Origin of the sequence: Nocardioides pymetrozini, from assembly GCF_046058985.1 — a bacterium.
GTDB lineage: Bacteria > Actinomycetota > Actinomycetes > Propionibacteriales > Nocardioidaceae > Nocardioides.
This window is the reverse complement of sequence record NZ_CP175556.1, coordinates 3,798,000-3,822,736: the sequence shown is the minus strand read 5'-3', so window position 1 is coordinate 3,822,736 and position 24,737 is coordinate 3,798,000. Positions and strand designations below refer to the sequence as shown.

Sequence of the window (24,737 nt, the reverse complement as noted above, 5' to 3'; positions counted from 1 at the left end):
CCGACCTCGAGGACCACCGCGTGAACGAACCGAACGCCGCGCTCCGCTGGAGCGTGACCGGGCTGCTGCTGTGCGTCGCCGTCGCGGCGCTCGGCTTCAGCGTCTGGACGGTGGTCGACAAGGGCGCCGGGTCGAACCCGGTGAAGAAGCTCGACTCGCTCATCGACCCGCCGCGCGACGAGACCACCCAGCGGGAGAAGGCCCTCGCCGCGGGCCGGACCTTCGTCCAGCGCTTCAACACCTACGGTCCCGAGCTCCTCGACGGCGCGGGCAAGATGCCCGAGTACGCCGCGGTCGGGGAGCTGATGACCGCGAAGTTCCGCACCGTCTTCGACAAGAACGTCGGCTATGCCGAGGAGACGGTGAAGCAGACCCAGATCGACCGGGTCGGCAAGACCTACGCCGTGGGCGTGGCCAGCATCGACGAGGACTCCGCCGAGCTGCTGGTCGCCGGGGTGGTCGAGTTCTCCTATCCCGACCCCTCCGACAGCACCAAGCGGATCCCGTTCGAGCCGCTCCGCTTCCGCTACGAGGTCTCGCTGGTCAAGCAGGACGGCAGCTGGCTGGTCGACGACCTCGACGACCTCGACGACGAGCTGCCGTCGTTCGGCGAGGCGTCCATCCCCGAGGGTGGTGCGCCCGGCGGCGGGCAGCCGTCCGAGCAGCCGTCCGACCAGCCGTCCGGGCAGCCCACCGGCGCCCCGGCGCCGTCGGACGGCGCGTCCGAGGGCACGTCCGAGGGGACGTCCGAGGAGACGGGGGAGGGCGAGTGAGCCTCTACGACCTCCTCGACGTCGAGGAGACCGCGAGCGCGGACGAGATCCGCGCGGCCTGGAAGGCCGCGATCGCCGACCTGGACCCCACCGAGCGCCGCTTCCGCGCGTACAACGACGCCGCGGGCGTGCTGCTCGACCCCGACAAGCGCGCGGCGTACGACGCCGAGCTGGCTGCCGAGCGCGCCGCCGAGGCGAGTGCCGACGACGCAAGCGACCCCGACCTGGGGACAACCGACGAGCCTGGACGAGAAAACTCGCGCCTGGACGATGAAGCTTCTTCGTCCCAGCGTGAGTTTCACCGGCCGGCCGGTGAAACTGTCTCGACGCCCGCCCCCCAGCCCCGCCGCGCGCCGGGCACCCCGGCAATCGTCGCGGCGGCGCTCGCCGCCGTCCTCTGCGTCGCGGTGGCGGTGGTCCTGACGACGCTGCCGGGTGCGCGGGGCGAGGCGACTGCGAAGGAGCTGGCCGAGCGCGGGGAGCGGGTGGAGGCCGCGGCGATCTCGGCAGAGGGCGCCGCCGAGCAGATGGTCGCGCCGGTGCTGTCGTACGGCTACGAGACGATGGCGGCGGACCTCGAGCGGCGCGGTCAGCACATGACCGACGACTTCCGGGCGAAGACCGAGCGGGGCTGGCCGGAGATCACCAAGGAGGCCGAGGCGCAGCAGATCGTCGTCGAGGCCAAGCCGACCGGCGCCGCGCTGACCCGGGTGGACCCGGACGGCCGGCGAGCAGCGGTCGTGGTGTTCATCGACCAGTACGTCACCAAGGCGGGGGCCGAGCCCTTCGTGCTGCGGATGTGGGCGACGTTCTCCCTGGTCAAGGTCGACGGCAGCGAGAGCCGGTGGCTCCTCGACGACCTGTGCACCGACGACTCCTGCGACCTGCCGAGCAGCTCCTGACCGGCCAGCCTGCTTGACCTGAGCGGGCCTGCCGAGCATGATCGGCGCACGGTTCCCGCCGGCGTCTCGCCGGGGTACGACGGGCCGCGGTGCGGCTGCGTGAGGTTGCGCAGCCGACATTGTGGAGCGCGCCCGCGTGGTGTATCGTGGCCCCTTGCGCCTGCCCTCAGATGCGCTTCGGCCTGCCCGGTGGCCGATGACGTGGTGGACAGGGCGCTCTCGAAGAGTCGAACCGTCGAAGGACAACTCTTGGCCGCGCGCACGACCCCCGGTAAGTCCCGCATCTCTTTCGCGAAGATCACCGAGCCCCTGGAGCTTCCGCAGCTCCTCTCGCTCCAGACCGACAGCTTCGACTGGCTGGTCGGCAACGAGGCCCACAAGGCCCGGATCGACGCTCGCCTGGCGGAAGGCCAGGACGCCACGCACAAGTCCGGCCTCGAGGAGATCTTCGAGGAGATCTCCCCGATCGAGGACTTCTCCGAGACGATGTCGCTGTCGTTCGAGAACCCTGTGTTCTACGACCCGAAGTACACCGTCGACGAGTGCAAGGAGAAGGACCTCACCTACTCCGCCCCGCTCTACGTCTCCGCCGAGTTCACCAACAACGAGACCGGTGAGATCAAGGGCCAGACGGTCTTCATGGGCGACTTCCCGCTCATGACCCCCAAGGGCACCTTCGTCATCAACGGCACCGAGCGGGTCGTGGTCTCCCAGCTCGTCCGCTCGCCGGGCGTCTACTTCGAGCGCACCGCCGACAAGACGTCCGACAAGGACATCTTCACCGCGAAGCTGATCCCGAGCCGCGGCGCCTGGCTCGAGTTCGAGATCGACAAGCGCGACATGGTCGGCGTCCGCCTCGACCGGAAGCGCAAGCAGAACGTCACGGTCCTGCTCAAGGCCCTCCAGGCCATCGCCGAGGACACCGGCGAGGAGTACGACTACGAGGCGGTCATGGCCGACCTGCGTCAGTACGAGTCGATCCAGCTGACCGAGGAGAAGGACAACACCTCGGGCCCGGACGACGCGCTGCTCGACATCTACCGCAAGCTGCGCCCGGGCGAGCCGCCGACGCGCGAGGCCGCTCTCACCCTGCTGAAGAACTACTACTTCAACCCCAAGCGCTACGACCTCGCCAAGGTCGGCCGCTACAAGGTGAACAAGAAGCTGGGCCAGCAGGAGGCCTTCGACCAGCAGACGATGACGATCGCCGACATGGTCGCGACGATCAAGTACATCGTCCAGCTGCACAACGGCGACGAGTTCGTCACCGGCATCGGCGGCGAGATCCGCAAGGACGCCGACGGCAAGGACCTCCTGGTCACCGCCGACGACATCGACCACTTCGGCAACCGCCGCATGCGCACGGTCGGCGAGCTCATCCAGAACCAGCTCCGCACCGGTCTGGCCCGGATGGAGCGCGTGGTCCGCGAGCGGATGACGACCCAGGACGTCGAGGCGATCACGCCGCAGTCGCTGATCAACATCCGGCCCGTGGTCGCTGCGCTGAAGGAGTTCTTCGGCACCTCGCAGCTCTCGCAGTTCATGGACCAGACCAACCCGATCGCGGGCCTGACGCACAAGCGCCGGCTCTCCGCGCTCGGCCCGGGCGGTCTGTCCCGTGACCGCGCCGGCATGGAGGTCCGTGACGTCCACCCGTCGCACTACGGCCGCATGTGCCCGATCGAGACGCCGGAAGGCCCGAACATCGGTCTGATCGGCTCGCTCGCCTCCTACGGACGGATCAACCCGTTCGGCTTCGTGGAGACGCCCTACCGCCGGGTCGAGAACGGCCGGGTCACCGACCAGATCGACTACCTCACCGCCGACGACGAGGACCGCTACGTCATCGCGCAGGCCAACGCCGTGCTCGACGCCGAGGGCCGGTTCGCCGAGGACCGCGTGCTGGTGCGCCTGCGCCAGGGCGAGGTCTCCGAGATCCCGGGCGACGAGGTCGACTACATGGACGTCTCGCCGCGCCAGATGGTGTCGGTCGCGACCGCGCTGATCCCGTTCCTCGAGCACGACGACGCCAACCGCGCGCTCATGGGCGCCAACATGCAGCGTCAGGCCGTCCCGCTCATCCGCAGCGACAGCCCGATCGTCGGCACCGGCATCGAGTTCCGTGCCGCCGTCGACGCCGGCGACGTCGTGGTGGCCGACAAGGCCGGTGTGGTCAAGGAGGTCTCCGCCGACCTCGTCGAGACGATGAACGACGACGGCACCTACTCGTCGTACCGGCTCGCGAAGTTCAAGCGCTCCAACCAGGGCACCTGCATCAACCAGCGTCCGCTGGTCGAGGCCGGGGACCGTCTCGAGGTCGGCTCGCCGATCGCCGACGGTCCGTGCACCGACAACGCGGAGATGGCCCTGGGCACCAACCTGCTCGTCGCGTTCATGCCGTGGGAGGGCCACAACTACGAGGACGCGATCATCCTCAGCCAGCGCCTCGTGCAGGAGGACGTCCTCACCTCGATCCACATCGAGGAGCACGAGGTCGACGCCCGCGACACGAAGCTGGGGCCGGAGGAGATCACCCGCGACATCCCGAACGTCAGCGAGGAGATGCTCGCCGACCTCGACGAGCGCGGCATCATCCGCATCGGCGCCGAGGTGTCGACCGGTGACATCCTCGTCGGCAAGGTGACGCCCAAGGGCGAGACCGAGCTGACCCCCGAGGAGCGCCTGCTCCGCGCGATCTTCGGCGAGAAGGCGCGCGAGGTCCGCGACACCTCGATGAAGGTGCCGCACGGCGAGTCCGGAACGGTCATCGGCGTGCGCGTCTTCGACCGCGAGGAGGGTGACGAGCTCCCGCCGGGCGTCAACCAGCTGGTGCGCGTCTACGTCGCGCAGAAGCGCAAGATCTCCGTGGGTGACAAGCTGGCCGGCCGTCACGGCAACAAGGGCGTCATCGCGAAGATCCTGCCGATCGAGGACATGCCGTTCATGGAGGACGGCACGCCGGTCGACGTCGTGCTCAACCCGCTGGGTGTGCCGCGACGGATGAACATCGGCCAGATCCTCGAGCTGCACCTCGGCTGGCTCGGCAAGCAGGGCTGGCACATCGACGCCGACCTGCAGGACGAGGACTGGGCCAAGCGGCTCATCTCGATCGGCGCCGACGAGGCCGCGCCCGACACGAAGCTGGCGACGCCGGTCTTCGACGGTGCGCGCGAGGACGAGATCACCGGCCTGCTGGGCTCCACGCTGCCCAACCGCGACGGTGTGCGGATGATCGGCGAGAACGGCAAGGCCCACCTCTTCGACGGCCGCTCCGGCGAGCCGTTCAAGTCCCCGGTCTCGGTCGGCTACATGTACATCCTCAAGCTCCACCACCTGGTCGACGACAAGATCCACGCGCGCTCGACCGGCCCGTACTCGATGATCACGCAGCAGCCGCTGGGCGGTAAGGCCCAGTTCGGTGGCCAGCGGTTCGGCGAGATGGAGGTCTGGGCGATGGAGGCGTACGGCGCCGCCTACGCCCTGCAGGAGCTGCTCACGATCAAGTCCGACGACGTGCCCGGTCGCGTCAAGGTCTACGAGGCCATCGTGAAGGGCGAGAACATCCCCGACTCGGGCATTCCCGAGTCGTTCAAGGTCCTCGTCAAGGAGATGCAGTCGCTCTGCCTCAACGTGGAGGTGCTGTCCCAGGACGGCTCCACCATCGCGTTGAAGGACGCCGAGGAGGACGTCTTCCGGGCGGCCGAGGAGCTCGGCATCGACCTGTCCCGCCGCGAGCCCAGCTCGGTCGAAGAAGTCTGAGTCGCCGGTACGGCGGCCCCGACCGGGCCGCCGTACCCCTCAGTCCCCAAGCCTCACTCTGTACAGAACTAACGAAGGACATCAGCCATCGTGCTCGACGTGAACTTCTTCGACCAGCTTCAGATCGGCCTGGCCACCGCGGACGACATCCGCACCTGGAGCCACGGCGAGGTCAAGAAGCCGGAGACCATCAACTACCGCACGCTCAAGCCCGAGCGTGACGGCCTCTTCTGCGAGAAGATCTTCGGTCCCACCCGGGACTGGGAGTGCTACTGCGGCAAGTACAAGCGCGTGCGCTTCAAGGGCATCATCTGCGAGCGCTGCGGCGTCGAGGTGACCCGGTCCAAGGTCCGCCGCGAGCGCATGGGCCACATCGAGCTCGCCGCCCCGGTCACCCACATCTGGTACTTCAAGGGTGTCCCGAGCCGCCTCGGCTACCTGCTGGACCTCGCGCCGAAGGACCTCGAGAAGGTCATCTACTTCGCCGCCTACATGATCACCTCCGTCGACGAGGAGGCGCGCCACCGCGACCTGTCCTCGCTCGAGGGCAAGATCCAGCTCCAGCGCGAGTCCATCGAGAAGCGCCGCGACGCGGGCCTCGAGGAGCGCACGAAGAAGCTGGAGGAGGACCTCGCCGCGCTCGAGGCGGAGGGGGCCAAGGCCGACCAGCGGCGCAAGGTCCGCGACGGCGCCGAGCGCGAGCTCAAGCAGCTGCGCGACCGCGCGCAGCGCGAGCTGGACCGCCTCGACGAGGTGTGGGAGACCTTCAAGACCCTCAAGGTCCAGGACCTGATGGGCGACGAGGTCCTCTACCGCGAGATGAAGAACTGGTTCGGCAAGTACTTCGAGGGCCACATGGGCGCCACGGCGATCCAGAAGCGCCTGCAGAGCTTCGACATCGACGCCGAGGTCGAGAACCTGCGCGAGACCATCGCCACCGGCAAGGGCCAGCGCAAGGTCCGCGCGCTCAAGCGCCTCAAGGTCGTCGACGCCTTCCGCAAGACGGGCAACAAGCCCGAGGGCATGGTGCTCGACGCCGTCCCGGTCATCCCGCCGGACCTGCGCCCGATGGTGCAGCTCGACGGTGGCCGGTTCGCGACCTCCGACCTCAACGACCTCTACCGCCGCGTCATCAACCGCAACAACCGCCTCAAGCGGCTGCTCGACCTCGGTGCGCCGGAGATCATCGTCAACAACGAGAAGCGGATGCTCCAGGAGGCCGTCGACTCGCTGTTCGACAACGGCCGTCGCGGCCGCCCGGTCACCGGTCCGGGCAACCGGCCGCTCAAGTCGCTCTCCGACATGCTCAAGGGCAAGCAGGGTCGCTTCCGCCAGAACCTGCTCGGCAAGCGCGTCGACTACTCGGGCCGCTCGGTCATCGTCTCGGGTCCGCAGCTGAAGCTGCACCAGTGCGGTCTGCCCAAGCAGATGGCCCTGGAGCTCTTCAAGCCCTTCGTGATGAAGCGGCTCGTGGACCTCTCCCACGCGCAGAACATCAAGTCCGCCAAGCGAATGGTCGAGCGCGCGCGCCCGGTCGTGTGGGACGTCCTCGAAGAGGTCATCACCGAGCACCCCGTGCTGCTGAACCGTGCGCCCACCCTGCACCGCCTCGGCATCCAGGCCTTCGAGCCGCAGCTGATCGAGGGCAAGGCCATCCAGCTCCACCCGCTCGTCTGCACCGCGTTCAACGCGGACTTCGACGGTGACCAGATGGCCGTGCACCTGCCGCTGTCCGCCGAGGCCCAGGCCGAGGCGCGGATCCTGATGCTGTCGACCAACAACATCCTCAAGCCGTCGGACGGCCGTCCGGTGACCATGCCCACCCAGGACATGATCATCGGCCTGTTCTTCCTCACCACCGAGCGTGGCGAGGCGACGGTTCCCGCCGAGGGTGTCGACGGTGGCGTCAGCCTCCGCACGTTCACCTCCCCGGCCGAGGCGATCATGGCCTACGACCGTGGCGAGATCACGCTGCAGAACAAGGTCCGCATCCGCCTCACCGACTACGCGCTCGAGGGTGTGGAGGCCGGCGAGACCACGCTGGTCGAGACCACGCTGGGCCGCACGATCTTCAACGACGCGCTGCCGGCCGACTACCCGTACATCAACGAGGAGGTCGGCAAGAAGCGCCTCGGCGCCATCGTCAACGACCTCGCGGAGCGCTACCCCAAGGTGGTCGTCGCGGCGTCCCTGGACGCCCTGAAGGACAACGGCTTCTACTGGGCGACCCGCTCGGGTGTCACGGTGTCGATCGACGACGTGATCACGCCGGAGAACAAGGCCGAGATCCTCGCCGTGCACGAGAGCGCCGCCGCGAAGATCCAGAAGCAGTTCGAGCGCGGTCTGGTCACCGACGAGGAGCGCCGCCAGGAGCTCATCGAGATCTGGACGAAGGCGAGCCAGGAGGTCGGCAAGGCGCTGCGCGCGACCTTCGAGGCGAACCCGACCAACCCGATCTACGTGCAGGTGCACTCGGGCGCCTCGGGTAACTTCAACCAGATCAACCAGGTCGGCGCGATGCGTGGACTGGTGGCCAACCCGAAGGGCGAGATCATCCCGCGGCCGATCAAGGCCAACTTCCGCGAGGGTCTCTCCGTGCTGGAGTACTTCATCTCCACCCACGGTGCCCGCAAGGGTCTGGCGGACACCGCGCTGCGGACCGCCGACTCGGGCTACCTGACCCGTCGTCTGGTCGACGTGTCCCAGGACGTCATCATCCGTGAGGACGACTGCGGCACCGAGCGCGGCCTGCCCAAGGTCATCGGCGTCAAGGACGAGAACGGCGTCGTCGTCAAGGACGAGAACGCCGAGACCGCGGCGTACGCCCGCTCGGCGGCCAAGGACATCGCGCACCCGACCACCGGCGAGATCCTCGCCGTCGCGGGTGAGGATCTCGGCGACGTCAAGATCGCCGAGCTCATCGAGGCCGGCATCGAGGAGGTCACGGTCCGCTCGGTCCTGACCTGCGACGCTCGCACCGGCACCTGCGCGAAGTGCTACGGCCGCTCGCTGGCCACCGGCAAGCTTGTCGACATCGGCGAGGCCGTCGGCATCATCGCGGCCCAGTCGATCGGTGAGCCCGGCACGCAGCTGACGATGCGTACCTTCCACACCGGTGGTGTGGCGTCGGCCGACGACATCACGCAGGGTCTGCCCCGCGTCGTCGAGCTCTTCGAGGCCCGCACGCCGAAGGGCCACGCCCAGATCTCCGAGGCCGCCGGCCGCGTGGCGATCGAGGAGACCGACAAGGCGCGCATCGTGGTCGTCACCCCCGACGACGGCAGCGACGTCAAGGAGTACCCCGTCTCCCGCCGCTCGCGCCTGCTCGTCGAGGACGGCGGTCGGGTCGAGGTGGGCGACAAGTTCACCGCCGGCACGGAGGACCCGAAGGAGGTGCTGCGCATCCTCGGCGTCCGCCGTACGCAGCAGCACCTCGTCGACCAGGTCCAGGAGGTGTACCGGTCGCAGGGTGTGTCGATCCACGACAAGCACATCGAGATCATCGTGCGGCAGATGCTGCGCCGGATCACGGTGCTCGAGTCGGGTGACACCAACCTGCTGCCGTCCGACCTCGTCGACCGGGTCCGGTTCGAGGAGGAGAACCGCCGCGTGGTCTCCGAGGGCGGCAAGCCGGCCTCGGGTCGTCCCGAGCTCATGGGCATCACCAAGGCCTCGCTCGCGACGGAGTCGTGGCTCTCCGCGGCCTCCTTCCAGGAGACCACCCGGGTGCTCACCGACGCCGCGATCAACGGCCGCTCCGACAGCCTGCGCGGGCTGAAGGAGAACGTGATCATCGGAAAGCTCATCCCGGCCGGCACCGGCCTGGAGCGCTACCGGAACATCCGGGTCGAGCCGACCGAGGAGGCGCGGGCCGCGGCGTACGCCGTCACGGGCTACGAGTCCTACGACTACGAGTTCGGCAACCAGGGCCAGGCCGTGGCACTGGACGACTTCGACTTCGGTTCGTACCAGAACTGACCGAACGACACGAGGGCCCTCCCGAGCACTGCTCGGGAGGGCCCTCGGCCATTTCCGGTGTGCCTGGGCCGGCATCGATGGCGCGGGGCGGCGGTCCCCACGGCCGCCGCCCGCAGCTCAGGCCTGCGTCATCGTGATCGGGCTGCGTCCGACGGCGAGCCAGATGCCCGCCACCACGAGTCCGAGGATGATCATCGCCGGCAGGCCGGGGACGCCGGTGACGAAGACCGCGACCAGCAGTGCGGTCGCCAGAACGGCGGACAGCGCCCCGAGGCCACGCGAGACCAGGCGCTCGCGGAACGCCATCCAGGCCAGGCCGTACGCCGAGGCGAGCAGCGGGATGAACGCGATGTAGGGGCTGAAGTCGGTGAGGATGTAGTAGTTGTACAGCCCCTCGGCGTCGTAGGTGTCGCCCTCGACGCCGGTCGGCAGGTAGTTGCCGACCGCGCCGCGCCAGCCGTAGGTGAGCGTCACCAGGGCGGCGGTGGCGATGACGCCGTACGACACCGCGGTGGCGCCCGACGATCCGGGGAAGCGACGCTCGACGCGGTGACGCCACACGACGGCGGCCGCGACCAGGAGCAGCGCCAGGACGTAGCCGAGCGCTCCGGAGATGCGGTACGGCACGTGGTCCAGGCCGAGGACGTCCTGGGCGGTGACCGGGTAGTCGAAGTCGCTCCCGTTGGCGTCGGGCCGGCCCTCCAGCAGGAGAGCGACGATGCCGACGAGTCCGCACAGGGAGATGAGCAGCGGCCACGCGGTGAAGCGGCGTGCGGGTGCGCCGGTGGCAGAGGACAGGGCAGAGGACAGGGAAGGGGACAGGGGAGAGGTCTCGTTCATGGCCCCGACCCTCGACGGCCCGGCGGCCCGGGCGTCAGGTGCGGGTGTCACGACCTCCCGGGTCGCGCCGTACCCGGATCACGCCGTGCCGGGATCCTCGCCACCGAGGCCGGCCTCACGGGCGCGGACGATCAGCTGGCCGCGGTCGGGCAGGTCGAGCTTGGCGAGGACACCGTAGACGTAGTTGCGCACGGTCTTGCTGCTCAGCACCAGGCGCCGTGCGATGGTGGCGTTGTCGTAGCCGCGGGCCACGAGGTCGACGACCTCGCGCTCCCGGTCGGTCAGCTCCGGCAGCGGTTGGGCGCCGCGGGTCCGCGCGCCGGAGAGGTAGAGGGCGCCGCGCTGGGCCAGCTGAGGCCCGAGCAGGAAGTCGCCGTTCGCGACCGAGCGGACGGCGCGGGCGACCTCCTCGGGAGAGGCGCCCTTGAGCAGGAAGCCTCGCGCTCCGGCGCGCATCGAGGCGAAGAGCGAGTCGTCGTCGCCGAGCATCGTGATCACCAGGACACCCAGGGTCGGGTCGCGCCGGCACAGCTCCCGGGTGGTCTCGACGCCGGAGTCGCCGCCGAGGTCGAGGTCCATGAGGACGACGTGCGGGGCGTGCTCCGCGGCCGCCGCGAGGGCCTCCGCGCGGTCGGCGGCCTCGCCGACGACCTCGATGCCCGGAAGCGACCGCAGCAGCGCGGCCATCCCGATCCGGAACACCGGGTGGTCGTCGACGACCAGCACCCGGATCGTCTCCTCGCCGCTCATGGCAGCACCATGACCACACGGGTCCCCATCCCCTCGAGCGCGTGCACCTCGACGCTGCCGCCGAGCTCGGCGGCCCGCTCGCGCATCGACGCGATCCCGACGCCGGGGGCCGAGGACTCGGCGATGCCGCGTCCGTCGTCATCGACCTCGAGTCGGATCCCTCCGTCCTCCGGCGGGCTCAGCCGGACCAGGCAGCGCCGTGCGCCCGCATGTCGCGCCGCGTTGCGGACCGCCTCGGCGGCCACCTGGTAGACGACGATCTGGTGGATGCCGTCCAGCCGGTCGGCGTACGGCGCGTCCACCTCGACCGAGAAGCGACCCGAGGTGTAGCGCTCGGCGAGCAGCTCGAGCGCCGCGCCCAGCCGGCCCTCGTCGAGCACCGGCGGCAGCAGCACCCGCGCCATCTGCCGTACGTCGTCGGCGCGGTGGCTCAGCTCGTCCACGAGCCGGCGCAGCAGCACCGTGTCGCCGTCGCTCAGCGACGAGGTCGCGGGCACGGCCGCGAGGGCGAGCGCCGTGCCTGACAGGGCCGGCCCGAGGCCGTCGTGGAGCTCGCGGCGGAGCAGGCGGCGCTCCTCCTGGCGGACCTCGACGACCCGGGCGCGGGCCTCCTCGACGGCGCGGTTCGCCTCGTCGAGGAGCGCCGCGACGGCGACGAGACCGGAGATCTGCCGCAGCAGGCGGACGGTGCGCGGGTCCAGCCGCTCACCGCGCGGCGGCACCGCGACCAGGGCGCCGACCCTCCGGCGCCGCTGCTGCAGGTCGAGCACCAGCGCCCGCTCGGCGTCGTCCTCCTCGACGCGGCCGGCCGCGGCGAGCGGGACCCCGTGCAGGCTCACCTCCACGCGCGCCAGCCGGAGGGCCCGCCGCAGGGCGTCGACCAGCTCGGTCAGCTGCTGGCCGTCGGGGTCGCCCGCCTCGAGCGCCAGGGCCACCCGCCCGAGCAGAGCCTCCGGGTCGGCGCCGGAGCCGAAGACCAGGCGCTCGACCTGCGTCTGGAGCCAGTGCTGCAGCGGCAGGACCGCCAGCGCCAGCCCGGCGACGACGAGCATGCCGGTCGACGTCGCGCCCCAGGGCGCGACCTTGCCGAGCGCCCACACCGCGACCACGTACGCCGCGACGAGCGTGGTCGTCAGCAGGAGACCCACGAGCGTGCGGGAGATGGTGAGGTCGACCCGCCAGGAGGGCTGACGGCGGATCAGGACGAACACCGCCGCGAGCAGCATGGCCTCGGCGACCGACAGCAGCACGATGCCGGCGACGAACCAGCCCCCGTCGAGGCTGATCCCGATCTCGAAGGTCATGTAGGCGACGGCGAGCAGCGCGAGCGCGACCAGCAGCCACGCCAGCCCGCGGCGCTGCTCGGCGCTCCCGGTGCGGAAGCGGTGGGCGAGCCACCCGGTCACGCCGAGCCCGAGGAGGAAGTAGAGCGGGATCAGCCCGCCGTCGACGTCGTACGCCAGGTCCGAGGCCGCGCCGCCCCCGGTCAGCGGGTGCGGGGGAGCGCCCGGGGTCTGCACGAGGAGGCGCACGCAGGTGGCGACGAGCACGACGAGCCCACCGACGACGGCCAGGCGTCGCGCCCAGCCGGTGGCGCCCTGGGGCGTCAGCAGGTGGGGCAGGACCAGCAGGGAGATCAAGGTGGCGGTCATCCAGCCGGTGATGAGCAGCGGGTTGGCCCAGGCCTCGCCCGGCACGCCGGGCTCGGCCGTGCACAGCACCGTCCACGCGATCCCCGCCGCGGTGAGGGCGTAGCCCCAGCCGATCCCGAGGAAGGCCCACCCCACGGGATGCCGGCCGCGGACGACGATCAGGGTCCCGAGCGGTCCGTAGAGGAGGCTGGCGACGAGATCCAGCGGAGCGAGCTCACGGCGTACCTCGTAGGAGGGGCCGGCCACGCCGGTCGTGGACAGCAGGACCGCGACCGTGGCGGCCGTCAGCGCCAGCAGCAGCGCTCCGCACCCGATCGCCAGCTGCTCCGGCGCGCCGAGGCGGCGGCGGTCAGCGGCGGCTGGTGACATGTGCGCCATCATCGCCGCTGCGGCGTCGCGGCGGGGCCGGTTCGGTGCCGCGGGACCGGGCACGGGCGCGGACGCGGTAGGTGCGGTGGCGAGCCATGGCGCCCCAGCGTGGCCGCTCCTGCGTCCCGGCTTCCAGGGGCGGGCGGCCCGACTTCCCGGGTCGGCGAGGCCGCCTGACACAATCGGGGGATGAGCACCGCGGCCGACCTGCGCACCGACGTCCTCGTCGTCGGCGCCGGCCCCGCGGGGTCGGCGGCCGCGGCGTGGGCGGCCCGTGCCGGCCTCGACGTGATGCTGGCCGACGCGGCGGTGTTCCCCCGCGACAAGACCTGTGGCGACGGGCTGACCCCGCGCGCGATCGCCGAGCTCGAGCGGCTCGGCCTGCGCGACTGGGTCCGCTCGCACACGGTCAACCAGGGGCTGCGCGCACACGGCTTCGGGCAGACCCTGCACCTGCCGTGGCCGGGCGGCCACCTGCCCGACTGGGGCAGCGCGATCGCTCGTACCGAGCTCGACGACCACCTCCGTACGACGGCCCTCAAGGCCGGCGCCCAGCCGCTCGACGGCGCCCGCGCGGTCGACGTACGGATGGAGGGGGAGCGGGTCGGCGCCGTCGTGTTCAAGGACGGGCGCACGGTCGCCTGCCGGCGGCTCGTGGTGGCGGACGGCGTACGCTCTCCGCTCGGCAAGGTCCTCGGCCGCGAGTGGCATCGCGACACCGTGTACGGCGTCGCCGGGCGCGCCTATGTCAGCTCGACCCGGGCCGACGACCCGTGGATCAGCTCGCATCTGGAGCTGCGCGGCGAGCAGGACGAGATCCTGTCGGGGTACGGCTGGATCTTCCCGCTCGGGAGGGCGAGTGGCGAGGTCAACCTCGGCGCGGGCACGCTCGCCACGGCGAAGCGGCCCGCCGACGTGGCGATCAAGCCGCTGATGAGGCTGTACGCCGACCGCCTGCGCGCCGAGTTCGGCCTGGGCGAGGAGCTGCGGATGCCGACCTCCGCGCTGCTGCCGATGGGTGGTGCCGTCTCGAACGTCGCCGGTCCCAACTGGGCCCTCATCGGCGACGCCGCCGCGTGCGTGAACCCGCTCAACGGCGAGGGCATCGACTACGGCCTGGAGACCGGGCGCGTCGTCGCCGAGCTGCTCGCCGAGGGTGCCGATCTCGGGGCCGTCTGGCCGGAGGTGCTGCGCGAGCACTACGGCGAGTCGTTCTCGATCGCCCGCCGGCTCGCCGGCCTGGTCACCGTGCCCCGGCTGCTGCCCGCCCTCGGCCCGCTCGGCATGCGCTCCGACCTCCTGATGACCCTCGCCCTGCGCTGGATGGGCAATCTCGTCACCGACGAGGACCGCGACCGCGCCGCCCGCGTCTGGCGCTGGGCCGGCCGCCACTCCCTGGCCCGGGACGCTCGCCCCCCGTTCAGCTGAGTGGGGGTTGAGTCGTCAGTTCTGACCCGTCGAGTCGTCACTTCCGACCGTTCGAGTCGCCACTTCCGACCGTTCGAGTGGCCCCTTTCGCATCCCCGAGCCGTCCTCGGTACGGCGGTGCCCCCGCGGCACCCCGGTGCGGGACGGCATAGGCTCCTCGCATCGGGACGCGACGCGGAAGTGACGACTCGACGGGTGAGAAGCGACGACTCGACCGGTCGGAAGTGACGACTCAACGGGAGGCGGGCATGGGGCAGCGGGTGCAGCGGCTGGCGGCGTACGCCGTCATCGTCCGCGGCGACCAGATCCTGCTGTCCCGGCTGGCGGAGCGGGTCACCAAGCGCGAGCTGTGGTCGCTGCCCGGGGGCGGGGTCGACCACGGCGAGGACCCGCGCGACGCGGTGGTGCGCGAGGTCTACGAGGAGACCGGACTGCACGCGCAGGTGGGTGAGACCGCGCAGGTGTACTCCCTCCACGTCGCCGACTCGTGGCGGCGCGGCCGGCGCGTGGACGCCCACTCGGTGCGGATCGTCTACGAGGGCTGGGTCCCCGCCGACGCGCCCGAGCCGCACGTGACCGAGGTCGACGGCTCGACGGCGGAGGCTGCCTGGCAGCCGATCGCTGCGGTGCTCGACGGGACCGTTCCGACCGTGAGCCTGGTGACCGACGCGCTCGCGTCGTACGCCGTGCGCCAGCGGCAGCGCACCGCCGCCTACGCCTATGTCGTCCGCGACGGGGCGATCCTGCTGACCCGGACCTCGGACCTGGCGCCCGACCCGGGCACGTGGCACCTCCCGGGCGGCGGCATCGACCACGGCGAGTCGCCGCGCGACACGATCCGGCGCGAGCTGTGGGAGGAGTGTGGCCTCGTGGGCGAGGCCGGCGACCTGCTCACGGTCCTGGACCACCACTTCACCGGCACCGCCCCCAACGGCCGCGAGGAGGACTTCCACGCGATCGGCATCATCTACCGCGCCGAGGTCGAGCCGGGGGAGCCGCGGGTCGTCGAGGAGGGCGGCACCACCGACGCGGTCGCGTGGGTGCCCCTGGCCGACATCGCGGCCGGCCGGCTGACCGTCTACGGCTCGGTCCGCGCCGCCATCGAGGCGGCCGGCGATAGCGTGTCGGCGTGAGCCCGGACCTCCACCAGCCCGCCGAGACCGTCTTCACCTACGCCGCGCCGGCCCTCAAGTTCGGCCGCGGCGCCGCCGCCGAGGTCGGGTACGACGTCCGCGGCTGGGGCGCGCGCCGGGCCCTGCTCGTCACCGACGCCGGAGTACTGGCCGCCGGCCACGCCGAGACGGTGGCGGCGTCGCTGCGCACGCACGGGGTCGAGGTCGTCACCTACGCGGAGGCCCGGGTGGAGCCCACCGACGCCTCGCTCGAGGACGCCGTCGCCTTCGCGCGCGGTGAGGGCCCGTTCGACGCCGTGGTGGCCGTCGGCGGCGGCTCGTCGATCGACACCGCGAAGGCGGTCGCGCTCCTGCTCACCAACCCGGGCGAGCTGATGGACTACGTCAACGCGCCCGTCGGAAAGGCCCGCGCCCCCGAGCAGCCGGTGCTCCCGCTGGCCGCCGTCCCGACCACGACCGGCACGGGCAGCGAGTCGACGACCATCTGCGTGATGGACGTGCTTGCCCTCGAGGTCAAGACCGGGATCAGCCATCCCGCCCTGCGGCCTCGGCTCGCCGTGGTCGACCCGGCCCTGTCCGCGACCCAGCCGCCCGGAGTGATCGCGGCCGCCGGGATGGACATCCTGTGCCACGCGCTGGAGAGCTACACCGCCCGCTGGTACGGCGACTTCGCGGCCAAGGCCCCGGATCAGCGGGTGCCCTACTGCGGCGCGAACCCGATCGCGGACCTGTGGTCGGAGCGCGCGTTGAGCCTGCTGTCGGGGGCCTTCCGCGCCGCCGTACGCGACGCCCGGGAAGGGCGCGCGGGCACCGACGCTCCCGAGCAGATGGCGCTGGCCGCCACCTTCGCTGGCCTCGGCTTCGGCAACGCCGGCGTGCACATCCCCCACGCCAACGCCTATCCGATCGCCGGCCGGGTCCGCGACTTCCGTCCCGCCGACTACCCGCAGGAGGAGGCGATGGTGCCGCACGGCATGGCGGTCGCCCTCACCGCGCCCGAGGCGTTCCGCTTCACCTTCGACGCCGCGCCCGAGCGCCACCTGCGGGCCGCGGAGCTGCTCTCGCCCGGGGTCGGCGGCGCGGACGCCGACGTCCTGCCCGGGGTCCTGGTGTCGCTGATGCGCGACATCGGCATCCCCAACGGCCTCGCCGAGGTCGGGTACGGCGCGGGCGACGTCGACGCGCTCGTGGAGGGGGCCCTGCAGCAGCAGCGCCTGCTCGCCACCGCACCCAAGGACGTCGCGGGAGAGGACCTGGCGGCGATCATGGCCGCCTCGCTCGAGCACTGGTGATCGTCGACGACCGGAGCAGCCCCCGTAGGATTGCCGGGTGAACCCACGCCACCGCCGCCTGATCATCCCGGCCGCGTTGGTGGCGCTCCTGCTCATCGTCGTCGTGGCGGCGGCGCTGAAGTGAGCACGCCGTGAGCACCGCGCCGCTCGACGAGGGGCTGGCCCGGGTCCGGGCCGAGCTGCTGGCCGACGACCGCCTGGTCCGCGCGGTGGCCTCGGGGCGCCGGCGTGGCGCCGTACCGCCGTGGCGGCGCGTCGAGCTGCGCTGGGTGGACCTCAAGGCGGGTCGTCACCTCCAGGTCGTGCGGTACGACGCCACGCAGGCGCACACCGCCAACCACCTGCGCGGCGGACCGGCGGAGGAGGCGGTCGACGCGCTCCTCGCCGAGCCGTTCGGCAACTGGACCGTGGAGACCGCCGAGCAGGAGCTGAGCCTGCGGGTGACGAAGAAGGGCGCCGCGGCCGTCCACAGCGCCGCCCGGTCGGGAGCGGAGCCGGTGGAGCGCGGTCACGACCGGGCCAAGGACCGGCTGCTCCCCGAGGACGACCCGGTGTTCGCGGCGCTCGGCCTCGCCGACGCCCAGGGGCGGATCAAGCCCAGCCGGATGGCGAAGTACCGCCAGGTCGAGGACTTCCTGCGGATCCTCGACCGCTCCCTCACCGAGGCGGTCGCGAAGGGCCGGCTGCGCCGACCCACCGACGACGCGCCGCTGCGGGTGGTCGACCTGGGGTGCGGCAACGGCTATCTCACCTTCGCGGCGCAGCGCTATCTCAGCGAGCAGCGCGGGCTGCCCGTCCGACTCACCGGCGTGGACGTGAAGGAGCAGTCCCGCGACCACAACAGCGAGGTCGCGCGGCGCCTCGGGATCGACGCCACCTTCGTCGCCGGCACCATCGGTGAGGCACAGCTCGACGAGGCGCCGGACGTGGTGCTCGCCCTGCACGCCTGCGACACCGCGACCGACGATGCGCTCGCCCGCGCGGTCGCGTGGGAGGCGCCGCTCGTGCTGGCGGCGCCCTGCTGCCACCACGACATCGCCGCCCAGCTGCGCAGCGCTTCTGCGCCGGCGCCGTACTCCTCGCTCGTGCGCGACGGCATCCTGCGCGAGCGCTTCGCCGACACCCTGACCGACACCCTGCGCGCGCTGCTGCTGCGCCGTGCCGGCTACCGCGTCGACGTGATGGAGTTCGTCGACAGCCGGCACACGCCGCGCAACACCCTGCTGCGCGCGGTGCGGACGGGGAGCGCGACCGACGATGCTGAGTACGACGCCCTGGTGGCCGCCTGGGGGATCCGGCCGCGCCTCGGCGAGCTGTTGGAGCAGCGCGGGTGAGGACGCTGCTCGGCCTGGTCCTGGCCGTGCCCTTCGCGATCGGCTTCCTCGCGCCGGGCGCGGCGGTGGAGCCGACGCCGGGGGAGCCGGTCTTCGCGTTCACCGACCCGCGGATCACCGAGTCCAGCGGCCTGGTCGCCCGCGGCGGCCTGGTGGTCACGGTCAACGACTCCGGGGACGGCAACCGGGTCTTCACCGTCGACCCCGCCACCGGCGACACCGTCGGGACGACCCGCTGGCCGGGTGAGGCGCGCGACATCGAGGCGCTCGCGCCCGCCGGCGCCGTCGACAGCGGGGAGGTCTGGGTCGGCGACATCGGTGACAACGCGCGGTCCCGCGACCGCATCGCGGTGACGCGCGTGCCGTTCGGACGCGGGGACCGCGAGGTGGACGGGGCGTCGTACGAGCTGGTCTATCCCGACGGCCCGCACGACGCGGAGACCCTGCTCGCCGACCCGGCGACCGGACGGCTCTACGTGGTCGCCAAGGAGCTCATCGGCCGCCTGTACGCCGCACCCGAGCGACTCGATCCGGACGCCCCCAACGAGCTCACCCTCGTCGACGACGTCCTCGGCATCGCGACCGACGGGACCTTCTCGCCCGACGGCCGGCACCTGGTGCTGCGCAACTACGGTCAGGCCGCCGTCTACACCTGGCCCGAACTGCAACGGGTCGACCAGGTCGACCTGCCGCGGCAGCAGATGGGCGAGGGCATCGCGGTCGGCGAGGACGGCGCGGTGCTGCTGAGCGCGGAGGGCGCGGGCGCCGAGGTGCTGCGGGTCGAGCTGCCCCTCCGCGACCCACCTGCCACGCAGCACACGGACGACGGCAGCGGCCGAGCGCCCGTTCGCCTCGACCGGCCGGTGTGGCCCTGGGCGCTCGGGGGCGTGGCCGGGCTGGTGATGGTGGTCGTGCTCGTGCGCGCGCTGCGACCGAGGGACTGACCGGGCCGGTTCCGGTTACCTGTCCGGCGTGGCCCGGCTGCGTCGTACCTCCCCCGAGGAGCCGGGCTGGTCCCGGCGCCGAGCGGGGCGCGGGTTCGTCTACGTCGGCCTCGACGGGCGCCCGCTGCCACCCGAGGACGCCGCTCGCTGCCGGGCGCTGGTCATCCCGCCGGCGTGGACGGAGGTCTGGATCTGCCCGCGCCCCAACGGCCATCTCCAGGCCGTCGGGACGGACGCGGCGGGGCGGCGGCAGTACCTCTACCACCCGGACTGGGTGGCGCAGCGCGCCGCCGAGAAGCACGCGCGCGTGGTCGGCCTCGGCCGCCGGCTGCCGCGACTGCGAGCCGCGGTCCTCGCCGACCTCGACGCGGACGACCTCGGGGCCCGCGCGACCTGCGCGCTCGCCGTACGGCTGATCGACCTCGGCTGCTTCCGGATCGGCAACGACGTGTACGCCGAGGAGTACGGCTCCTTCGGCCTCACCACCCTCGAGCGGCAGCACGTGCGACGCTCGGGCGATGCGCTGGTGTTCGAGTTCACCGGCAAGTCGGGCATCGAGCACCACGTCGAGATCGAGGACCCGGTGGCCGTGCGCGCGCTCGACCGGCGGCGCCGGCGTCGCCGGGCGGATCCCCGGCTGCTGGACGTGACGGGGACCGACGTGAACGAGTACCTGCGCGAGGTGAGCGGGATCGACGTCACCGCCAAGGACTTCCGCACCTGGCACGGCACGGTGCTCGCGGCCGCCGCCCTCGCCGAGGCCCCCGGCCCCGAGGCGTCGACGACCAAGCGCAAGCGGGCGATCACGGCCGCGATGCGCGAGGTCGCGGACTTCCTCGGCAACACGCCGGCGCTGGCGCGCTCGGCGTACGTCGATCCGCGGGTGATCGACGCCTACGAGGAGGGGCGCACCATCCGCTCGGCCGTGCGCCGGCGCTATCCGGACCCGGACGCCCGGCAGCTCGGCCTCGAACGGGCGACGCTGCGGCTGCTGTCGACCTAGCGGTGTCGTGGCTGCTCGAGGGTCGGCGGTCGGTGACACGATCGGCGGATGAGCGAGCACGAGTTCACCGCGCAGCTGTGGCGCTGGCGGGCGCGCGACGAGGAGAGCGGCGGCGCCTGGTTCTTCGTCAGCCTGCCGTTCGAGGTGTCCGACGCGATCGACGAGGCCGGACCACGCAAGGGCTTCGGCAGCGTGCGGGTCGAGGTGAGCGTGGGTGCGAGCACCTGGCGCACCTCGGTGTTCCCCAGCGCGGAGGAGAGGACCTTCGTGCTGCCGGTGAAGAAGGCGGTCCGCACGGCCGAGGGGCTGGTCGAGGGTGGACCGTGCAGCGTCCGGCTCCGTACGGTCGAGTGATGGAGATCGAGGTCGTCCAGGGCGACATCACCCAGCAGGACGTCGACGCGGTGGTCAACGCCGCCAACCGGGCGATGCGAGGCGGGGCCGGCGTCGACGGCGCCATCCACCGCGCCGGCGGACCCGCGGTGCTCGAGGACTGCCGCCGGCGCTTCCCCCACGGACTCGCGACCGGCGACGCCGGGTGGACGACCGCCGGGGAGCTCCCCGCGCGGTGGGTGATCCACGTGGTCGGGCCCAACCGCACCGCCGGCGAGACCGACCGGAGCCTGCTGACCTCCTGCTACCGACGCGCGTTGGAGGTCGCCGACGAGCTCGGCGCCCGCTCCGTGGCGTTCCCGCTGGTCAGCGCCGGGGCCTACGGCTGGCCCCTGGAGGACGCTGCCGACGCTGCCGTCGAGACCCTGCGCTCGACGCCCACCTCGGTCGAGCTGGCCCGGATCGTGGCGTTCGGGCGGTCGGCGTACGAGGTGGTGGTGGGGAGGGTGTAGTGGAGGGGTGGGGTTGTCACTCGTGTCACTCCCGCCGCAAGTTTCACCGGCTGGCCGGTGAAACTGTCTCCTGGACGATGAAGTTTCCTCGTCCAAGCGTGAGTTTCTCCGGCCGGCCGGTGAAACTGTCTCCGCCCCTCAGAGCGCCCCCACCACGAAGTCGATCGACCGCGTCAGCGCCTCGACGTCGGCCGGGTCGACAGCGGGGTACATCGCGATCCGCAGCTGGTTGCGGCCGAGCTTGCGGTAGGGCTCGGTGTCGACGATGCCGTTCGCACGCAGCACCTTCGCCACCTGGGCGGCGTCGATCGCGTCGTCGAAGTCGATGGTGCCGATGACCAGCGAGCGGTGGTCGGGGTCGCTGACATAGGGAGTCGTGTACGACGTGCGCTCGGCCCAGCCGTACAGCGCGTCCGACGAGGCGGTGGTGCGCTCGACCATCACCTTGAGCCCGCCCTGGCCGTTCATCCAGTCCAGCTGCTCGGCCATGAGGAAGAGCGTCGCGACAGAGGGGGTGTTGTAGGTCTGGTTGAGGCGGCTGTTGTCGATGGCGGTCTTGAGGTCGAAGAACGGCGGGATGTAGCGGTCCGAGGCGGCGATCCGCTCGGCGCGCTCGATCGCGGCGGGGCTGAGGATGGCGAACCACAGGCCGCCGTCCGAGGCGAAGCACTTCTGCGGGGCGAAGTAGTACACGTCGCTCTCGGCCAGGTCGACCGGCAGGCCGCCTGCTCCCGAGGTGGCGTCGATGAGCACGAGCGCTCCCTCGTCGATGCCCTCGGGCCGCACGACCGGAGCCATGACGGCCGTGGAGGTCTCGTTGTGGGCCCACGCGTAGGCGTCCACGCCCGTCTCGGCCGTCGCGACGGGGCGGGAGCCCGGGTCGGCGGCGATCACCGAGGGTGCGTCGAGCCACGGCGCGGCCTTGGCGGAGGCGGCGAACTTGCTGGAGAACTCTCCGAACGTGAGGTGCTGCGACCTGCGCTCGATCAGGCCGAACGCGGCGATGTCCCAGAACGCCGTGGCGCCGCCGTTGCCGACCACGACCTCGTAGCCGTCGGGCAGCGTGAACAGGTCCGCGAGGCCCTCGAGGACACGGCCCACCACGTTGCGCACCGGCGCCTGGCGGTGCGACGTACCCATCAGCGTGGCGCCGGTGGCGGCCAGCGCGTCGAGGTGACCGGTCTGGATCTTCGAGGGACCGGCCCCGAAGCGGCCGTCGGCGGGCTTGAGGTCGGCGGGGATCTGGATGTCGGTCACGTGGTCAACCTTCTCGATCGGCACAGGCAGAGAGGACAGGCTGACGACGCTGTCAGAGATGCCTCCATTGTGACAGTCGCCGCCGCGCGATGTTCAATCGGTTTCGCCATGCAAGCCTCCCTCGACCTGCGCGCCGTGGCCTACCTGCACCCCGACGCGGCCGCTCTCGTCGCGCGGGTCCAGCAGGAGTACGTCGAGCGCTATGGCTCCCCCGACGAGAGCCCCGTCGACCCGGCCGTGTTCGACCTGCCCGAGGGCCTCTTCCTCGTCGGGTACGACGACGCCGGGACGCCCGTCGCGACCGGAGCCTGGCGCCGGTCGTCGGTCCGGACCCTCGGCGGCGCCAGCGCGGTCGAGGTGAAGCGGATGTTCGTGGTCCCCGAGCGCCGCGGCCGGGGCTTCGCCCGGGCCATGCTGACCGAGCTCGAGCGGACCGCCGTCGGGGCCGGCCACGACCTCGTCGTACTCGAGACCGGGCTGCGGCAGCCCGAGGCGATCGAGCTGTACCGCAGCGCCGGCTACCAGGAGATCGACGGCTTCGGCTACTACAAGGACGCCCTGCTGTCGCGCTGCTTCGGCAAGCTGCTCGGAGCCCCGGCTCACGGCGTGTGAGCCTCGGCAGTCTCCCCCACCTCACACCTCGCGCCCCCACACCTCACACCTCGCGCCCCCACACCTCACACCTCGCGCCCCCACACCTCACACCTCGTCAGGACACGTCGCGGCGGCGGACCAGGACGATGCTGACCAGGACGGCCAGGACGATGTAGGTGCCGACGGTGAGGGCGGCCCGGTCGGCGGGGAGCAGGTCGAGGACGCCGGGGGTCTGCTCGCCGTCCGCGCCGACGACCGCGCCGACGAGGGAGCCGGCGGCGGTCCCGGGCAGCAGCTCGGTGAGGCTCTCCACCCAGCCGAGCAGCTGGCCCACGCCGCGCAGCAGGTTCTCCACGACGAGTGCCCACACCAGGCCGAGGCCTACCGACAGGGCCGGTCCGCGGGCGAGGGTGCCGAGCAGGAAGCCGAGGACGGCCCACATCTCCAGCACGAGGAAGCCGGTGCCGAGGGCCTCGGCGACGGCCCCGGTCGAGGGCCACACGACGTCCTGACCCTCGGTCAGCGTGATGAGGAGCGACAGCCCGACGTCGAAGGCCACGGTCACCAGGAGCGTCGAGACGACGAGCGCGGTCAGCGCGGCGACGGAGCCCAGGACGGCAGGGACGCGTGGGACGCCCTGCGAGAACAGGGTCTTCCAGGTGCCCCACCCGTAGCCGTTGCCCGCGACGAGCGCGCCGAGCACCATCATCAGCGCGCCGCCGAACATCGGCATCCCCTGGAGGATCACCTCGGGTACGGCGTTCGGCAGCAGGCTGGCGAGCTGCTCGGCCCGGGTCGCGTTCTCGTCGGCGAAGCTGGTGTCGCCGGTCCGGTACGCGAGGTAGTTGAACAGGTAGCCGAACATCAGGCTCAGCGCCAGCCAGGCGCCGAGCGTGATCCAGACGGCCGGCCAGGCGCGCAGGCGCCTCAGCTCGGCGCGGGTGCTGCGGGTCGTGGCGATCGTGGACGGGGTCAGCGTGCTCATCGCACGGCCTCCTTCTGGCTGGTCATCTCGAAGAAGACCTCCTCGAGGCTGCGCTCGGCAGCCGTGATCTCGTGGACGTCGACCCCGGCGCCCACCAGGGCGCGGGTGACGTCGGGGGCGCGGTCCGCCGGCAGGGTGAGCAGCAGCCCGCCGTCCGTGGCGCGTCGTACGCCGTCGTCGCCGGCGAGCCGCATCGCGACCGCCAGCGCCTCCGGCTCGGGAGTGGCCCGCACGCGCAGCGAGACGCCGCCGCGCAGCTCGGCGACGCCCGCCTCCCGGAGCAGCCGGCCGTCGTCGATGACCCCGACGCGGTGGCAGATCTCCTGGACCTCGGCCAGCATGTGGCTGGAAAGCAGGACGGTCTGGCCACCGCGGGCCAGGTCGACGACCAGGGCCCGCATGTCGGCCATGCCCGCCGGGTCCAGGCCGTTGGTCGGCTCGTCGAGGATCACCAGCTCGGGATCGCCCATCAGCGCGGCCGCCACGCCGAGGCGCTGCTTCATCCCCAGCGAGTAGCCCTTGAACCGGTCGTCGCCGCGTCGCGCGAGGTCGACCCGTTCGAGCACGCGCTCGACCTCGGCGTCGCGCAGTCCGCGGTGCCGGGCCAGGACCCGCAGGTTCGCGCGCCCGGACAGGTAGGGGTGGAAGCCGGGGCCCTCGATGAGGGCGCCGACGGAGGGAGTGGTCCGCGCGGACCCGGAGGTCGGCCGGACCAGACCGAGCAGCATGCGCAGGGTCGTGGTCTTCCCGGCGCCGTTCGGACCGAGGAAGCCGTAGACCTCGCCGCGCCGCACGCTCAGCGTGACCTTGTCCACCGCGACCCGGTCGCCGTAGACCTTCGTGAGACTGTCGGTGCTCGCCACCGGTGTGTTCGCTGTCATGGGCTCCACGGTCCCCGG

Annotated in this window: 19 protein-coding genes; 13 read left to right on the top strand and 6 right to left on the bottom strand. The window is 71.9% G+C overall.

Annotated elements, in window-relative coordinates; translation table 11 throughout:
• The first annotated feature begins 20 nt into the window (after nucleotides 1-20).
• The 4 genes from ACJ5H2_RS18690 (at nucleotide 21) to ACJ5H2_RS18675 (ending at nucleotide 9,412) form a co-directional block, all read left to right on the top strand.
• Nucleotides 21-773: a hypothetical protein gene (locus ACJ5H2_RS18690; protein WP_408896943.1), complete on the top strand. Its 753-nt coding sequence runs from the start codon at nucleotides 21-23 to the stop codon at nucleotides 771-773.
• Nucleotides 770-1,675 (top strand): J domain-containing protein, encoded by a 906-nt coding sequence (locus ACJ5H2_RS18685; protein WP_408896942.1) that lies wholly within the window; start codon nucleotides 770-772, stop codon nucleotides 1,673-1,675. Before ACJ5H2_RS18690 ends, ACJ5H2_RS18685 begins: the two co-directional genes overlap by 4 nt.
• A 249-nt stretch (nucleotides 1,676-1,924) precedes the next feature.
• A complete protein-coding gene (gene rpoB / locus ACJ5H2_RS18680; RefSeq protein WP_408896941.1) occupies nucleotides 1,925-5,434 on the top strand; it encodes a DNA-directed RNA polymerase subunit beta in 3,510 nt (1,169 codons plus the stop codon).
• Nucleotides 5,435-5,524: 90 nt separating this feature from the next.
• Nucleotides 5,525-9,412: a DNA-directed RNA polymerase subunit beta' gene (locus ACJ5H2_RS18675; protein ID WP_408896940.1), complete on the top strand. Its 3,888-nt coding sequence runs from the start codon at nucleotides 5,525-5,527 to the stop codon at nucleotides 9,410-9,412.
• A gap of 117 nt (nucleotides 9,413-9,529) precedes the next feature.
• Here the strand turns inward: ACJ5H2_RS18675 and ACJ5H2_RS18670 are convergent, their stop codons facing one another.
• The 3 genes from ACJ5H2_RS18670 to ACJ5H2_RS18660 all read right to left on the bottom strand — a co-directional run bounded on the left by ACJ5H2_RS18670 (nucleotide 9,530) and on the right by ACJ5H2_RS18660 (nucleotide 13,023).
• Nucleotides 9,530-10,252 carry a hypothetical protein gene (locus tag ACJ5H2_RS18670; protein WP_408896939.1) on the bottom strand — a complete coding sequence of 241 codons (723 nt, stop codon included), beginning with the start codon at nucleotides 10,250-10,252 and terminating at the stop codon, nucleotides 9,530-9,532.
• 78 nt (nucleotides 10,253-10,330) lie between these two features.
• Nucleotides 10,331-11,002, bottom strand: a complete 672-nt coding sequence (locus ACJ5H2_RS18665; protein ID WP_408896938.1) for a response regulator — start codon at nucleotides 11,000-11,002, stop codon at nucleotides 10,331-10,333.
• Nucleotides 10,999-13,023, bottom strand: coding sequence for a sensor histidine kinase (locus tag ACJ5H2_RS18660; RefSeq protein WP_408896937.1), 2,025 nt, complete (start codon nucleotides 13,021-13,023; stop codon nucleotides 10,999-11,001). The genes ACJ5H2_RS18665 and ACJ5H2_RS18660 overlap by 4 nt, the downstream gene beginning before the upstream one ends.
• A gap of 189 nt (nucleotides 13,024-13,212) precedes the next feature.
• Here ACJ5H2_RS18660 and ACJ5H2_RS18655 point away from each other — a divergent pair, with 189 nt between their 5' ends.
• The 8 genes from ACJ5H2_RS18655 to ACJ5H2_RS18620 all read left to right on the top strand — a co-directional run bounded on the left by ACJ5H2_RS18655 (nucleotide 13,213) and on the right by ACJ5H2_RS18620 (nucleotide 21,002).
• Nucleotides 13,213-14,451, top strand: coding sequence for a geranylgeranyl reductase family protein (locus ACJ5H2_RS18655; protein WP_408896936.1), 1,239 nt, complete (start codon nucleotides 13,213-13,215; stop codon nucleotides 14,449-14,451).
• Between the two features lie 248 nt (nucleotides 14,452-14,699).
• A complete protein-coding gene (locus tag ACJ5H2_RS18650; RefSeq protein WP_408896935.1) occupies nucleotides 14,700-15,584 on the top strand; it encodes an NUDIX domain-containing protein in 885 nt (294 codons plus the stop codon).
• Nucleotides 15,581-16,876, top strand: coding sequence for a hydroxyacid-oxoacid transhydrogenase (locus ACJ5H2_RS18645; protein ID WP_408896934.1), 1,296 nt, complete (start codon nucleotides 15,581-15,583; stop codon nucleotides 16,874-16,876). The genes ACJ5H2_RS18650 and ACJ5H2_RS18645 overlap by 4 nt, the downstream gene beginning before the upstream one ends.
• 131 nt (nucleotides 16,877-17,007) lie before the next feature.
• On the top strand, nucleotides 17,008-18,210 hold the full coding sequence (locus ACJ5H2_RS18640) for a class I SAM-dependent methyltransferase (protein ID WP_408896933.1): 1,203 nt from the start codon (nucleotides 17,008-17,010) through the stop codon (nucleotides 18,208-18,210).
• Nucleotides 18,207-19,154 (top strand): hypothetical protein, encoded by a 948-nt coding sequence (locus tag ACJ5H2_RS18635; RefSeq protein WP_408896932.1) that lies wholly within the window; start codon nucleotides 18,207-18,209, stop codon nucleotides 19,152-19,154. Before ACJ5H2_RS18640 ends, ACJ5H2_RS18635 begins: the two co-directional genes overlap by 4 nt.
• A gap of 28 nt (nucleotides 19,155-19,182) precedes the next feature.
• A complete protein-coding gene (locus ACJ5H2_RS18630) occupies nucleotides 19,183-20,157 on the top strand; it encodes a DNA topoisomerase IB (protein ID WP_408896931.1) in 975 nt (324 codons plus the stop codon).
• 48 nt (nucleotides 20,158-20,205) lie between these two features.
• Nucleotides 20,206-20,511 carry a DUF1905 domain-containing protein gene (locus tag ACJ5H2_RS18625; RefSeq protein ID WP_408896930.1) on the top strand — a complete coding sequence of 102 codons (306 nt, stop codon included), beginning with the start codon at nucleotides 20,206-20,208 and terminating at the stop codon, nucleotides 20,509-20,511.
• A complete protein-coding gene (locus ACJ5H2_RS18620; protein WP_408899650.1) occupies nucleotides 20,508-21,002 on the top strand; it encodes an O-acetyl-ADP-ribose deacetylase in 495 nt (164 codons plus the stop codon). Before ACJ5H2_RS18625 ends, ACJ5H2_RS18620 begins: the two co-directional genes overlap by 4 nt.
• 138 nt (nucleotides 21,003-21,140) lie before the next feature.
• On the opposite strand, the gene serC is transcribed toward ACJ5H2_RS18620, so the two are convergent.
• The gene (gene serC / locus ACJ5H2_RS18615; protein ID WP_408896929.1) at nucleotides 21,141-22,259 is read right to left on the bottom strand and encodes a phosphoserine transaminase; all 1,119 of its coding nucleotides are present in this window, start codon (nucleotides 22,257-22,259) and stop codon (nucleotides 21,141-21,143) included.
• Nucleotides 22,260-22,367: 108 nt separating this feature from the next.
• Between serC and ACJ5H2_RS18610 the strand changes: the two genes are divergently transcribed.
• The gene (locus ACJ5H2_RS18610; protein WP_408896928.1) at nucleotides 22,368-22,871 is read left to right on the top strand and encodes a GNAT family N-acetyltransferase; all 504 of its coding nucleotides are present in this window, start codon (nucleotides 22,368-22,370) and stop codon (nucleotides 22,869-22,871) included.
• A 97-nt stretch (nucleotides 22,872-22,968) separates the two neighbouring features.
• Here the strand turns inward: ACJ5H2_RS18610 and ACJ5H2_RS18605 are convergent, their stop codons facing one another.
• Entirely contained in the window at nucleotides 22,969-23,838 is an 870-nt protein-coding gene (locus ACJ5H2_RS18605) for an ABC transporter permease (protein ID WP_408896927.1), read from the bottom strand.
• A complete protein-coding gene (locus ACJ5H2_RS18600) occupies nucleotides 23,835-24,719 on the bottom strand; it encodes an ABC transporter ATP-binding protein (protein WP_408896926.1) in 885 nt (294 codons plus the stop codon). The genes ACJ5H2_RS18605 and ACJ5H2_RS18600 overlap by 4 nt, the downstream gene beginning before the upstream one ends.
• Nucleotides 24,720-24,737 lie beyond the last annotated feature (18 nt).

Coding starts and splice junctions, on each gene's coding strand:
- ACJ5H2_RS18610 (WP_408896928.1), top strand. CDS start 22,368: ATGCAAGCCTCCCTCGACCTGCGCGCCGTGGCCTACCTGCACCCCGAC.
- ACJ5H2_RS18600 (WP_408896926.1), bottom strand. CDS start 24,719: ATGACAGCGAACACACCGGTGGCGAGCACCGACAGTCTCACGAAGGTC.
- ACJ5H2_RS18650 (WP_408896935.1), top strand. CDS start 14,700: ATGGGGCAGCGGGTGCAGCGGCTGGCGGCGTACGCCGTCATCGTCCGC.
- ACJ5H2_RS18605 (WP_408896927.1), bottom strand. CDS start 23,838: ATGAGCACGCTGACCCCGTCCACGATCGCCACGACCCGCAGCACCCGC.
- ACJ5H2_RS18655 (WP_408896936.1), top strand. CDS start 13,213: ATGAGCACCGCGGCCGACCTGCGCACCGACGTCCTCGTCGTCGGCGCC.
- ACJ5H2_RS18670 (WP_408896939.1), bottom strand. CDS start 10,252: ATGAACGAGACCTCTCCCCTGTCCCCTTCCCTGTCCTCTGCCCTGTCC.
- ACJ5H2_RS18660 (WP_408896937.1), bottom strand. CDS start 13,023: ATGTCACCAGCCGCCGCTGACCGCCGCCGCCTCGGCGCGCCGGAGCAG.
- ACJ5H2_RS18665 (WP_408896938.1), bottom strand. CDS start 11,002: ATGAGCGGCGAGGAGACGATCCGGGTGCTGGTCGTCGACGACCACCCG.
- ACJ5H2_RS18625 (WP_408896930.1), top strand. CDS start 20,206: ATGAGCGAGCACGAGTTCACCGCGCAGCTGTGGCGCTGGCGGGCGCGC.